Origin of the sequence: Acinetobacter sp. 3657, assembly GCF_031456775.1 — a bacterium.
In the GTDB taxonomy this organism is placed as follows: Bacteria; Pseudomonadota; Gammaproteobacteria; order Pseudomonadales; family Moraxellaceae; genus Acinetobacter.
This window is the reverse complement of sequence record NZ_JAVDVH010000005.1, coordinates 92,005-104,154: the sequence shown is the minus strand read 5'-3', so window position 1 is coordinate 104,154 and position 12,150 is coordinate 92,005. Positions and strand designations below refer to the sequence as shown.

Here is a 12,150-nt window from a genome sequence, read left to right as displayed (position 1 = left end):
TACAAGAAGAAGAACTGAAGAGTAATTTTTAAAAAAACTCAGGACCGTAAATCCTTACAGCCCTGAATTTAAAGATTTTATGTCGATTGTTATTGTATTTTTGCGTTTTGACTGGTTTGCAACTGATCCGCAAGTGAACTACTGATTCCCTCACCGATCTTTGCGCCCATACGCCCTAAAATAGATTCGAAAGGATTACGCTGTACCGTATAATCAACTTTTTGCTCTACCTTAAGATCTCGCATCAATGTCGTTAAACTACCACTACGATCTGCAACACCCAGAGTAATGGCTTGTTCACCCGTCCAGAATAAACCCGAGAAAATAGCCGGATCATTCGATTTCAAACGCTTACCACGCCCTTCTTTTACTGCATTAATAAAGTGTCCATGCACATTATCCAACACAGATTGCACATGTTGCTTTTGTGCAGGATCAAGAGGTTTGGTCATACTGAGAATATCTTTGTTGCTACCCGAGGTCATGGTGCGGTCTTCGATCCCCAGTTTTTGGGTCAAACCACTTAAACCGTAATTCGGCATAATCACACCAATCGAACCAACTAAGCTTGATGGATTGACAATAATTTCGTCCGCAGCAGAAGCAATATAATAAGCACCTGAAGCACCCATATCACCAATCACCGCATAGACTTTTTTATCTGGATGTTGCTTTTTCAGATAGCGAATTTCTTGCCAAATTTCATCTGACTGTACTGGCGAACCACCTGGAGAGTTAATATTCAAAGCAACAGCTTTACTACCACTCGCCTCAAATGCACGCTTAAGCGCCTTATTGGTATCATCACTGTTTACTGTAGATGAACCACTAGAGGAGTCGATCGTACCGATAATATCAACAACAGCCAAATGATCACTGCTGATATTGGTGGTTGATTTTGTGGTTGAGGTGGTACAACTCTTACTCATTGCAATCAAGACAATCAGCAGATAAGCAAAGCCTAAACATTTAAAAAAGATACTCCAACGACGACTACGGCGCTGTTCTTCGACAGAAGCCAAAACAGCTTTTTCTAAAATTTGCCATTCTTTGCCTGTCACATTGTTACTATTTGGAGAATTACTATTTGTAGATTCATTTTGTGGTTTTGGTGGCCAATCGGACATAAGACTCCAATCCAATAATTTTAAAGTGGCTTTATTATATACGCTGATTTATGCAAAACTGTTTAATTAACTTGTTTTAACTTATAATTATTTTTTACATTATACTTTTATCTTGTAATTTTTGAATCTTTGATACATGACCCAACCCAATTCATCTCACTCTAGTTATCATTTGCTTAAGCTAATTAGTCGCCAACCGATTCAATTAGGGCGTTTTTTTGCACGCTTGGTGGCAATGTTGGTCAATACTTTCCAACTCTCTAAGATCTCAAAAATCATACAACTAAACTTAAAAATCGCGTTTCCTGACCTACCAGACTCAGAAAGACAACAGCTCACCAAGCAAGCCATTCGGAATGAGATCACCTCTTACTTTGAATTTATCAGTATTTGGGGAGCATCTAATGCTAAAAATATTCAGCGTATTCACAACATACACGGTGAACATTATTTTCATGAAGCTTTAGCAGAAAAAAAGGGACTGGTTTTAGTCATCCCCCACTTTGGCACATGGGAAGTGATGAATTCTTGGTTATCAAAATACACTCAGATGACGATTTTATATAAACCGGTCAAAAACCCTGATGCGGATCGTTTTGTACGGGATGCACGAAGCCGTGAACAAGCCAATCTCGTGCCCACAGATGAAAGTGGCGTTCGACAGGTCTTTAAAGCCTTAAAGCAAGGCGGAACAACCGCAATTTTGCCTGATCATACCCCTGATCATGGCGGAGAAATGGTCAATTATTTTGGTATTCCCTTAGCATCAAGTAGTCTCAGCGCCAAACTTATTCAGAAGACCAAAGCGAAAGCCCTCTTCATTTATGCTGTGCGTAATGATCAAGATGGTTTTGATATGTATATTGAACCCATCAACCCTCAGATTTATGCGGGTCATGCCGAAGATGGCACACTCATTATTCATCAAACTTTAGAACAATTAATTAAACGTCACCCTGCGCATTATCATTGGAGCTATAAGCGTTTTAGTGCCAATAAAGCCTTAAAGAAAATATACGATATTGATGAGACGGAAGCTTTAACACGCGTCGCAGAAGTCCGATTGCAAACATCGCAAGAAAATGCTTAGGCTATTCTCGCTCTAACCATTTTACTTGCTGGCGCTGTTGTTTCAGTTGCACCATTCCTTTGTCAAAAACAAAGCTGAGTGTTCCTGCTTGCGCAGTATTAAGCAATGGAATATTTAAGGCATGTAAACGCTTTAATACTTCTTGACTCGGATGACCATAGCGATTGTTTAACCCTGCTGAAGCAATCGCCAATTTTGGTTGAATGTGCGCTAAAAAATCATAAGCTGAACTATGCTTACTGCCATGATGACCTAGGACTAAAACATCCACCTTTAAATCGGGATATTGTTGCAACAGTTTATATTCGGTTTCCCAGCCGGCATCCCCCATAATCAGAAAATTTTGATACGGCTGCGCATGAAGAAACTGCAGGTATATCACACAGGAATATTCATTTTTTTGTTGCTTGGCATAAACCAATTCCTCAGCATGAGGAAATAAAACCTCAATCTTCAGATTTGGATATGTCCATTTTTGACCTTGATGGCATAAAGAAAAATTGTCATTAAAAGGAAGCTTATCCCCACGTTCATTTGACTGAACCTGCCCGATGGGAAATGCTTTTTGAATCGAGCTAAATGCACCACTATGATCCTGATCGAGATGCGACAAAATCACTTGATCAAGTTGGCGTATGCCCTGCTGACGTAAAAATGGAATCACAACCCGCTCGCCTAAGCTGAATTTGCTTTCATCAAACGAACCACCCGTATCAATCATTAAGGTGTGTTGCGGATGCTGTAATAAAATCGCTTGTCCCTGCCCGACATCCAATACATTCAACACAATCGGTTGAGCCTTTACGCCAAGCAATATTGGCAAGAAACACAGCAATGCCCAAACTTTTGGGACCGTTCCTCTTGGTAAAAACAAAATGAAAATACCGAAGATCAAACTCACGATTGCCCAAGGGGTATAACTGACACCATATAAATCTGGGGAAATATGTTGTAAAGCATTCAATATCGACATCAAAAGCGATAAAAACAGATCATTGAGCTGAAATAATAATCCCCCCAATATTGGGATCAGCAGCCAAAGACAAGCGGCGATAATATCTAAGGGCACAATGATGCCACTCAATAATGGAATGGCGATCAAATTCGTTAGTGGTGCAAGCCATGACACTTGCTGAAAGAAAATTAAAACCAGAGGCAGTAAAGCGACAAAGATTTTCCATTGTGATTCGATTAAGACCTTGCCTGCCATACGCATTTTCTGCGTGGGAGTCGCTACTTGATCTTTGGGTAATTGCACGATGCTTTGATAAATCCTCAGCAGAATAAAGCAAGCGCCATAAGACAGCCAAAATGCAGCAGAAAGAATACTAAATGGATCATAAATCAATAATAAACTGGCGCTATAAACCAATATCGCCAAAGGTTGAATCGATTGCCTGAATATAAGAAAGATACTGGCAATCGTCACTGTTAATAGTGTTCTCATGGCTGGTATTTCAAAACCAACAAAAGCCACATACAGCAGAACACTCGACACAAAGGGCAACAGCAACAACAATTGCCGAGGCTGTTTGAGATATAAGTGTGGATAATAACGTTGCACTATTTTCCGCAACAACCAAGTCAACATCAAAGCAAAAATCAAAACATGCGGCCCAGAAATCGCCAATAAATGTGAAATCCCAAGTTGTTGAAACTGTCGTTTTAATGCATTCGACAAAAGACTTTCATCACCAGTCAATAAAGCCAAGAGCAAACCTTTGTGCTGTAAGTTCGAAGCTTGTAACATCTGCCGAAATGCTAGACGTTTCATTTCCACACGGAGTAAAAAGCGAGCTTGAATACCTTGTTGTTGCTTCAAATGTTGTGGGTAGCCTAAACGATAAACTTCATCCGTTGTAATCGGCTGAATCTGCTTGACTGAAAATGCAGACATCACATTTTGTTGTAAGAACCATTTTTCTTGATCAAATGCCCCTGCAACGGCATAACTATGGGCAGGTCGAATTTCGCCATATACGCGATAATAGTGTCCAAGTTTCAGCTCAGACTCAGCGTTGGGTGAGTCTTTATATTTCTTTAAGTAAAAGAACCAATCAACAGGCTGAGGATACCGATTGAGCACTTCAGCGATTTGTTTCTGCCCATCATCACTCAGTTCATCAATCTTTTTAATATAAACAATCGCCTCAAATGACTGTTTTTCAAGTTCTCGAAACTTAAGTCGCTGCTCCAAAGCGGAATCAGCAAAATAGCCACCTGTACAAAATAATGCCCATGTCGCACTGATTAAAACCAAAGCCTTGTACAGTGGACGATGAAAATAGAGATGTTTTTTATAAAAAACTAGACTTAAAAAACTGAACGCAACGAGACACCAAATCCACCATGTCGCAGTAATGAAAGGGAACGTTTTCCCCATGAATGCAATACCAGCAATCCACCCCAATAAAATAATTTTTAACATCAGTTTTTAATTAAGTTTTTGATTTTTCTAGATGCAAAATTAAAGCCCTTTTTCAGGGCCTTAACAAGAGATTTCATAAAATAATTTTAAATCATTCAAATGGATTAATGACGGCTAAACCAACTGCTTTAAATGGTGCAATATCTCTTGTTGCAATCATAAAACCTCGACTAGACGCAATCGCAGCGATATAACCATCAGGCGTTGGAAACCCTTTCCCAGCCAATCTCGCCTCAACTGCTAATTTTGCATAATGTTCCGCAGCCGTAAAATCAAATGCCAAGATACGCTGCTCAAATAAAGGAACAATTTGAGCAAGCAGACTGGTCAATGCCTGTTTTCTCCGTCCTTCCGCAAGCACGCCTATCCCAAACTGCAACTCTGCTATGGTAACACTAGAAAGATATAAAGTTTCGATGACCTGTTCATTTAACCATGTTCGAACCGTTGGATTAGGTTCAGGTTTCATCATTTCAGAAATAATATTGGTATCTAAAACAATCATAAGAACTCCAACGGTTGGGCTGGCATCACATTCCGTGTTTGTTCTAATGATTCCACATCAGCATTGCTCAATCCTTGCGATTGTGCGAGCAAAGCCAATTGATCGCCCAAGCCTATAGCTTGGGTTGATTTAACTGCATTTTCTAAAATAGAACGAATTTCAGCCTCTGCACTACGTCCATGTTGGGCTGCTCTCATTTTTAACGCACGATGTACTGAATCAGGAACATTTCTTATGGTTAAGTTTGCCATCATTTACACCCCACTGCTTTCAATGCTTACACTTTTGTATAATGATAGCACAAAAAGCAATGGTGTATAAAAAACCTATTTTTCGTTGATCCACAACCCATCTTGCATATGCAAAATAGAATCCGCAGATTGTGCCAATTGCTCATCATGGGTGACGATCAGCATTGCCATATTGAGTTCTTTTTTTAAGTCAGTCAGCAACTCAAAAACACTCAGGGCAGTTTTGCGATCTAAATTACCCGTAGGCTCGTCTGCCAGCACCACAGCAGGTTTAGTGACGAGTGAGCGTGCCAATGCCACACGTTGGCGTTCACCACCCGATAACTCACCTGGTTGATGGTCCATACGATGAGATAAGCCCACTCGATCAAGTAAATACTCGGCCTGAGCTTTGGCTGATTTATACTGAACGTTTGAACGCAACATTAACGGCATTGCCACATTCTCTAAAGCAGAGAACTCAGGTAACAAATGATGGAACTGATAAACAAAACCTAAATACTGATTTCGTTTAAAACCACGCTCTGCTTCGCCCAAGTTATCAAAACGCTGACCTTGTAAAAACACTTGACCTTGTGTTGGTTGTTCCAAACCACCTAACACATGCAGCAGCGTACTTTTACCTGAACCACTCGAACCAACAATCGAGACGAACTCACCCGCCTTCACTTGTAACGACAAGCCTTTAATCACTTCGACTTTACTTTTACCATCATCAAAATGCTTATAAATATCGTTGGCTTCTAAGACAATCTTACTCATAACGTAACGCCTCAGCAGGTTGAACTTTAGCTGCACGTAATGCAGGGTAAATCGTTGCCAAGAAACTCAAGACCAATGAAACAGAGACAATCACAGCCACATCTTGCCATCTGAGATAAGAAGGAAGGTAATGTACAAAATAAGCATCGAATAAGTTCAGACCAAGCACCGTATTCAACCAAGAAATGATGTCACTAATGGTCAATGCTAAAGTCACACCTAAAATCGTACCTGCAATCGTTCCAATCACACCAATCACCGTCCCTTGCACCATAAAAATTTTGGTGATCATGGAAGGCGAAGCGCCTAATGTTCGCAAAATTGCAATATCTGATTTTTTATCGGTAACCACCATTACTAACGATGACACAATGTTAAATGCAGCCACCACAATAATCAGAAATAGTAATAAGCCAACCAGCGTTTTTTCCATTTGAATGGCATTAAATAAATTGCCATGGGTATAGGTCCAGTTCGATGCATAAAAATTGCTTGGTAATTCACTCACAATTTCATTTGCCACTTTTGGTGCTGCAAAAATATTATCTAACTTTAAGCGAACACCCTGTGCCCCATCTGGCAGACGCAATAAAGTTGAAGCATCATTCAATGCGATATAACCGACCATTGAATCAACTTCTGCCCCAATACTAAAAATACCCACAATCTTAAATCGTTTAAAACGAGGTACAACCCCCGCAGGAGATGGCGTTGCTTCAGGTAAAACCAAGGTTACATTGTCATTTAATCCTAGACCAAGCGCATCAGTCATGTCCTTACCTAGAACAATACCGAACTCACCCTTTTGTAAAGCGTTTAAATCCCCAGTGACCATATGATCTTGGATGATTGAAACCTTTTTCTCATATTCAGGTTCAATCCCCGTCACCATAATGCCTGCGACCTGCCCATGAGCAGTCAACATTCCCTGTAATTGGGTAAATGGTGCGACACCTGTAACCTGTGGATGAGTCTCAACTTTTTTTACAAGCTCAGGCCAATCTGTTAAAATTTGAGTAGAAGAAACAGTGGCTTGTGGTACCATTCCAAGAACACGCGTTTTTAATTCGCGATCAAAACCATTCATCACAGACAACACTGTAATGAGGACAGCCACGCCTAGGGTTAAACCAATCATGGAAACCAAGGCAATAAAAGAAATAAAATGATTACTTCGCCGAGCGCGAGTGTATCTCAACCCTATATACAGCGAAATTGGCTTAAACATACCATTTAGTCCGAGGTGATTTATTATGGAAAATTCACAACATCATCTTATTGACGACAACGCAGAACGTCGCGTGATGTCTCGTATTGATGCCGTGTTGAGAATCAACTATCAAATCATTCCAGATGATGTCGCCCTGAATGACCCTTATGATTCTCATTTTGTACTGCCACGCTATTTTCTACTACTTGCTGAATTAGATCAATTTGATCATGCACTTCGCTACGAATTAGAACAATTAAATGAAAAAGATCAACAAATTGCTCGCATCTTATCCCTTTTTAATCAGAAATTAAATCTGATTACGGGATCTTTCTACGACAATATCGTGCAATCTCAGCTCCCTGTACCAGAACAAGTGAACTTTTCAGAGAACGGCTTGAGCTTCTTTAGCACCCAAGATATCAACGAAGGGACGTATATTCATATCACCTTAAGCCACCCTGAAAACTTCTTCCATATCGCGGCAACGGCTCAGGTTGCCTACAGTACAGCAGAAGAACAAGGTAAATTTCGTATCGGCGCTTACTTTATTACCCTAAACCCACAAGATCGAGCCAAACTCACAGCCAGTGTAAAACAAGCACAAAAACTGGAAGTCAATGAACGCTAAAACGAAGCAAAGATAAAATTTATATTTTTAAACGGCGATAGGCTTGTAGATCTTTAAAGAAATAAAGGAATAATCCAAATAAAATAATCGTTGCACCGGCAAATACCTGTACCGACAATTGTTCATTATTAAAATATGCACCGATCAAGATTGCTAACATCGGTGTCATCACCGTGGTCAATGACAATGTTGTCGCCTTTAAGTTTTGAACCAATTTAAAATAACAAAACATCGCAATTAACGATGCCACAACTACAGTGTAAGCCAGTGCCAATAATGATTTTGCCGAAGGAATTTGTGTCGGTGCGTACTGCCAAATCCAAGGTAACAGCAACAATGCACATAAAGTCGAAATGAGAATCGAACCCGTGGCTTGCGCCATCGGTTGTAGATCTGCATTGATCTTCTTTACCCAGAAAATTGACAATGAATAAGAAAACACGCTCAATAACATCAAAACAATACCGATCGGCTGCACATGTTTTTGATTGCCACTGAGACAAATCATAGCCAGTCCAACAATCGAGATTGCCATTCCCAACCATTGCCAAGCAGCAAGTTTCTGTTGAAAAGCAAATCGCCCTATTAAGCCCGCCATAATCGGGGCTAAACCAAACATCAATGCAATCAAACCAGAACTTAAATAAGCTGTTGAAGCATAAGTAAAAATTTGTGAGCCAATCAGACTCAAAGCACCAGCAATATAACTCAATAGCGCAACTTTATCGGTTGGAAATTTAACTTTTAAAAATACTAAAACCGATATTGCTAACGGTAACGCGATTAAAAAACGTAATAGTAATGCCCACATTGGATGTAAATCAGAAACACTCCAAACAATTGCTAAAGGCGTTGATGCCCAAATAAAGATCAGCAAACCGTAAGTAAGCATTAAATTAATACGTGAGGGCATATTCTGCTCAAGAAGTTGTTTTACGTTTTTGTTTGAAAATCGTTTGGTCTAATGCGCTAGAAAATTCTCGCTTATCTCTTTCCGAAATCGGCGGTGGTCCACCCGTCTGAACTCCAGCACCACGTAAAGTGTCCATGAAATCACGTAAATGTAGCCGAGCTTTGACATTGGCTGTGGTATAAACTTCGCCACGAGGATGGATTGCAATCCCTCCTTTTTCAATGACTTGTGCTGCAAGCGGAATGTCTTGTGTAATGACAATGTCATTTTTACGCATTCGATCTACAATTTCTTGATCAGCTTGATCCGCCCCACTCATCACTTGAATCGAATTAATACGCATGGAGGGCGTAATTCCTACATTTTGGTTCGCAACAAAGGTCACCTCTAATTGATAGCGGTCCGATGCACGCAAAATAACTTCACGTAAAATTTTAGGTAAAGCATCTGCATCTACCCATAATTTAAATGGCAGCACGTTAGCGAAAGCTCATATAAATAAAAATATAGTGTAGCAGATTGGCATAGCGATAGAGCTAGCGGAAATAAACTTAAACGAGATCAATAGCCCCTAATTGATATTTAAAATATCGAACCTGTCATTTGCACTTTACATCAAGAAAGTAAATTAAATTTATAGAATTACATATCCAGACTTGAAATATGACAGTTACCCTCGATTTAATAGAATAAGTTCAATCTTTTTGCATCGCGCTTTTATGAAAAATCAAAACAGTCCAGAAACGATTACAATTCAAGATCAAAATTTCGGCAACCATGTTGAACACTGGAACTTGTTGACCGACACACCTGAAACCGATGTTCCCAAGTGGTTAGGGCTGGCACTGGATGCACCTGTGATGCCAATGGGTCTCTGTGAAGATGAACAGGAGATGGATCAATCCTTTTGGCTCATTCAAGGACCAAGTGGTGAAGCCGTTTCAATAAATCAAATTATTGCAGTTGAAGATCAAAAACCACGTGCTTTAAAAACGGCTTTTCCAAGTTTTGAAAGTCCATATAAATATGATGCAAAAATCGAGCGAATTACTCGTTGTGATTCTGCAACTCAAGCAGTATTACGTTTAAGTTTAAATACAAATACCGTTATTTATGCCTTTGATAATTTATTCAGTGTAAATCACTGCAAATATGATAAGAACCAAACTTATCAAGTCCAATTTAATGCTTGGGCTTATGAATTAGAAATCGTTGCTGATGGTGAGAAAATCATTGTTGATGACCCTGCTTCAATTAAACATCATCGTGCATTAAATGCGATTTTGACCGAACATAATGGAATTGCACCAGAAAACTTACAAGAACTTATTAATGACTGGCAACCAAAAACCCCAGAAGATCAAGAACCTGTAACTGTCGACTTTTCTAAAATGGTGGCCTATTTATTCGGGGAAACATTAGGCCAAGAAGATGAAGCTTGGTTCCAAGGAAATATCGTGGGTAAAACCACAATGCAGTTTATGCAAGATGAATATACCCTGTATGACGTGACTTTAGTTTTAGAAGATGATCTCCCTGCAATCGTCATTCGTATTGCAACTAAAAATGTTTTGTATAAAAACTTTAACATTGGCCAATATATTCGTGGCAATCTATGGATTCAGGCCAATATTTATGCTAAAACTGCTTTAAAGTGACAAAAAATCACATAAAGGGCATTTTTAGGCGTTCTAATGAAAATTATACCGGAACAAACGACCACCAGTCTTATTCATTCGAGTGATCAAGGCCTTAAACTTGATGTTGGTGCTTATTGCTTTTTTTTACTTGGTATGTTTTTAGCAGCACTTATTTTTCATCAAATTGGCTTGTTCTAATTTTTTAATCATCACCCTATTTATAAATAAAAGCCCTCATTTTGATTTGAGGGCTTTTTATTTGTCTAGTTGCTATAAATTAACCATGACGTTTGGCAAACTCATCCATAAAGTTCACCAATGCTTGAACGCCTTCTAATGGAACAGCATTATAAATACTGGCGCGCATGCCACCTACTGAACGATGTCCTGCCAAGTTAAGCAAATGACTTTGCTCTGCTTCTTTTAAGAAGGTCTTTTCCAGTGCTTCATCCGCCAGTGTAAATGGCACATTCATCATTGAACGATTTGGCAGTGCAATTGGGTTGTTATAAAAATCACTAGAATCAATATAACCATAGAGTAAATTAGCTTTCTCTTGGTTAACTTTATACATTGCGTCTACGCCGCCCTGCTCAAGTAACCACTCGAAGACGAGACCCGACAAATACCATGCATAGGTTGCTGGTGTATTGACCATTGAGCCATTTTTAGCTTGATCTGCATACTTTAAAATACTTGGAATATCCGCTTTTGCTTGATCAAGTAAATCATCACGAACAATCACAATCGTTAAACCCGCTGGCCCGATATTCTTTTGTGCGCCTGCATAAATTAAACCGAATTTGCTTACATCTAATGGCGCAGACAAAATACTTGATGAATAATCACAAACTAAAGGTGCATTTACTTCAGGAATACCTGCAAATTGTAAACCACCAATGGTTTCGTTATCCGCATAATGCACATAGGCAGCATCTTGAGAAAGATTCCAAGTACTTTGCTCAGTGATTGCATGTTTACCATCAATTAAAGTACCAGCCTCAACAACATTGATGTCGCCATAGCGCTTCGCTTCTTTTAATGCTTTTTCAGACCAAATTCCAGTATGAATATAGTCAGCCTTATTATTGTTTCCTAACAAATTCAGTGGAATCGCTGAAAACTGTAAGGATGCACCACCTTGTAAGAACAAAACTTTATAGTTCTCTGGAATGTTCATGAGCTTTCGCAAATCAGCTTCAGCTTTTTCTGCTACAGCAACATAGTCATTGCTACGATGACTCATTTCCATGATCGACAAACCTTTACCTTGCCAATCCAACATCTCTTGTTGAGCTTTTTCTAAAACGGCAGTGGGTAATGCAGCAGGACCAGCGCAGAAATTATAAGCACGCATGAATTTTCCTTTGTCAAAGTGGAACAAATTGAGATAGGAATTTAAGCACAGATTGACGCAGCTTGCAGCAGCTTATCGAGTAAATATTTCAATCTAATCATCTAAATCTTATTAATTTTTCAATCATGTTTATCCTTTTAAATTTATTTTAATCATCATTTGGATACATATTTATAAGCTTCAAAAACGAGATTTATCTTGTTTTTACTAGACTAAAAACTCTATTTTTTACAAAT

At 39.2% G+C, this 12,150-nt stretch carries 13 protein-coding genes; 4 read left to right on the top strand and 9 right to left on the bottom strand.

The genetic code is table 11. The features are described 5' to 3' along the window. Nucleotides 1-89: 89 nt before the first annotated feature. The gene (gene sppA / locus J2Y37_RS07600; protein ID WP_005195750.1) at nt 90-1,127 is read right to left on the bottom strand and encodes a signal peptide peptidase SppA; all 1,038 of its coding nucleotides are present in this window, start codon (nt 1,125-1,127) and stop codon (nt 90-92) included. Between the two features lie 136 nt (nt 1,128-1,263). Here sppA and J2Y37_RS07595 point away from each other — a divergent pair, with 136 nt between their 5' ends. After that, nucleotides 1,264-2,217, top strand: coding sequence for a lysophospholipid acyltransferase family protein (locus tag J2Y37_RS07595; RefSeq protein WP_349032436.1), 954 nt, complete (start codon nt 1,264-1,266; stop codon nt 2,215-2,217). Between the two features lies 1 nt (nt 2,218). On the opposite strand, the gene J2Y37_RS07590 is transcribed toward J2Y37_RS07595, so the two are convergent. From J2Y37_RS07590 to J2Y37_RS07570, 5 genes are all read right to left on the bottom strand, one after another. After that, nucleotides 2,219-4,645 carry a DNA internalization-related competence protein ComEC/Rec2 gene (locus J2Y37_RS07590; protein ID WP_349032435.1) on the bottom strand — a complete coding sequence of 809 codons (2,427 nt, stop codon included), beginning with the start codon at nt 4,643-4,645 and terminating at the stop codon, nt 2,219-2,221. A gap of 91 nt (nt 4,646-4,736) precedes the next feature. Next, entirely contained in the window at nt 4,737-5,150 is a 414-nt protein-coding gene (locus J2Y37_RS07585; RefSeq protein WP_004668942.1) for a type II toxin-antitoxin system VapC family toxin, read from the bottom strand. Beyond that, nucleotides 5,147-5,404, bottom strand: a complete 258-nt coding sequence (locus J2Y37_RS07580; RefSeq protein ID WP_004668943.1) for a hypothetical protein — start codon at nt 5,402-5,404, stop codon at nt 5,147-5,149. The genes J2Y37_RS07585 and J2Y37_RS07580 overlap by 4 nt, the downstream gene beginning before the upstream one ends. A 72-nt stretch (nt 5,405-5,476) precedes the next feature. After that, nucleotides 5,477-6,163: a lipoprotein-releasing ABC transporter ATP-binding protein LolD gene (gene lolD, locus J2Y37_RS07575; RefSeq protein WP_349032434.1), complete on the bottom strand. Its 687-nt coding sequence runs from the start codon at nt 6,161-6,163 to the stop codon at nt 5,477-5,479. After that, nucleotides 6,156-7,391, bottom strand: a complete 1,236-nt coding sequence (locus J2Y37_RS07570; protein ID WP_349032433.1) for a lipoprotein-releasing ABC transporter permease subunit — start codon at nt 7,389-7,391, stop codon at nt 6,156-6,158. Before J2Y37_RS07570 ends, lolD begins: the two co-directional genes overlap by 8 nt. A 25-nt stretch (nt 7,392-7,416) precedes the next feature. On the opposite strand from J2Y37_RS07570, the gene J2Y37_RS07565 reads away from it, so the two are divergent. After that, on the top strand, nt 7,417-8,004 hold the full coding sequence (locus J2Y37_RS07565; protein WP_241323029.1) for a PilZ domain-containing protein: 588 nt from the start codon (nt 7,417-7,419) through the stop codon (nt 8,002-8,004). Nucleotides 8,005-8,023: 19 nt separating this feature from the next. Here the strand turns inward: J2Y37_RS07565 and J2Y37_RS07560 are convergent, their stop codons facing one another. Both J2Y37_RS07560 and J2Y37_RS07555 read right to left on the bottom strand, forming a co-directional pair. Beyond that, nucleotides 8,024-8,917 (bottom strand): EamA family transporter, encoded by an 894-nt coding sequence (locus J2Y37_RS07560; RefSeq protein WP_349032432.1) that lies wholly within the window; start codon nt 8,915-8,917, stop codon nt 8,024-8,026. A 7-nt stretch (nt 8,918-8,924) separates the two neighbouring features. Next, nucleotides 8,925-9,395 carry a YaiI/YqxD family protein gene (locus J2Y37_RS07555; RefSeq protein ID WP_349032431.1) on the bottom strand — a complete coding sequence of 157 codons (471 nt, stop codon included), beginning with the start codon at nt 9,393-9,395 and terminating at the stop codon, nt 8,925-8,927. Between the two features lie 241 nt (nt 9,396-9,636). Here J2Y37_RS07555 and J2Y37_RS07550 point away from each other — a divergent pair, with 241 nt between their 5' ends. Together J2Y37_RS07550 and J2Y37_RS07545 are read left to right on the top strand one after the other, a co-directional pair. Continuing rightward, a complete protein-coding gene (locus J2Y37_RS07550) occupies nt 9,637-10,575 on the top strand; it encodes a hypothetical protein (RefSeq protein ID WP_349032430.1) in 939 nt (312 codons plus the stop codon). 36 nt (nt 10,576-10,611) lie between these two features. Continuing rightward, the gene (locus J2Y37_RS07545; protein WP_004668950.1) at nt 10,612-10,755 is read left to right on the top strand and encodes a hypothetical protein; all 144 of its coding nucleotides are present in this window, start codon (nt 10,612-10,614) and stop codon (nt 10,753-10,755) included. Between the two features lie 79 nt (nt 10,756-10,834). On the opposite strand, the gene serC is transcribed toward J2Y37_RS07545, so the two are convergent. Then, nucleotides 10,835-11,914 (bottom strand): 3-phosphoserine/phosphohydroxythreonine transaminase, encoded by a 1,080-nt coding sequence (gene serC / locus J2Y37_RS07540; RefSeq protein ID WP_349032429.1) that lies wholly within the window; start codon nt 11,912-11,914, stop codon nt 10,835-10,837. Nucleotides 11,915-12,150: the final 236 nt, after the last annotated feature.

What these genes read in the sequence shown, in the direction of transcription:
- J2Y37_RS07550 (WP_349032430.1), top strand. Translation starts at nt 9,637, where the DNA reads ATGAAAAATCAAAACAGTCCAGAAACGATTACAATTCAAGATCAAAAT.
- J2Y37_RS07545 (WP_004668950.1), top strand. Translation starts at nt 10,612, where the DNA reads ATGAAAATTATACCGGAACAAACGACCACCAGTCTTATTCATTCGAGT.
- lolD (WP_349032434.1), bottom strand. Translation starts at nt 6,163, where the DNA reads ATGAGTAAGATTGTCTTAGAAGCCAACGATATTTATAAGCATTTTGAT.
- serC (WP_349032429.1), bottom strand. Translation starts at nt 11,914, where the DNA reads ATGCGTGCTTATAATTTCTGCGCTGGTCCTGCTGCATTACCCACTGCC.
- J2Y37_RS07565 (WP_241323029.1), top strand. Translation starts at nt 7,417, where the DNA reads ATGGAAAATTCACAACATCATCTTATTGACGACAACGCAGAACGTCGC.
- J2Y37_RS07590 (WP_349032435.1), bottom strand. Translation starts at nt 4,645, where the DNA reads ATGTTAAAAATTATTTTATTGGGGTGGATTGCTGGTATTGCATTCATG.
- J2Y37_RS07580 (WP_004668943.1), bottom strand. Translation starts at nt 5,404, where the DNA reads ATGATGGCAAACTTAACCATAAGAAATGTTCCTGATTCAGTACATCGT.
- J2Y37_RS07595 (WP_349032436.1), top strand. Translation starts at nt 1,264, where the DNA reads ATGACCCAACCCAATTCATCTCACTCTAGTTATCATTTGCTTAAGCTA.
- J2Y37_RS07560 (WP_349032432.1), bottom strand. Translation starts at nt 8,917, where the DNA reads ATGCCCTCACGTATTAATTTAATGCTTACTTACGGTTTGCTGATCTTT.
- J2Y37_RS07570 (WP_349032433.1), bottom strand. Translation starts at nt 7,391, where the DNA reads ATGTTTAAGCCAATTTCGCTGTATATAGGGTTGAGATACACTCGCGCT.
- J2Y37_RS07585 (WP_004668942.1), bottom strand. Translation starts at nt 5,150, where the DNA reads ATGATTGTTTTAGATACCAATATTATTTCTGAAATGATGAAACCTGAA.
- sppA (WP_005195750.1), bottom strand. Translation starts at nt 1,127, where the DNA reads ATGTCCGATTGGCCACCAAAACCACAAAATGAATCTACAAATAGTAAT.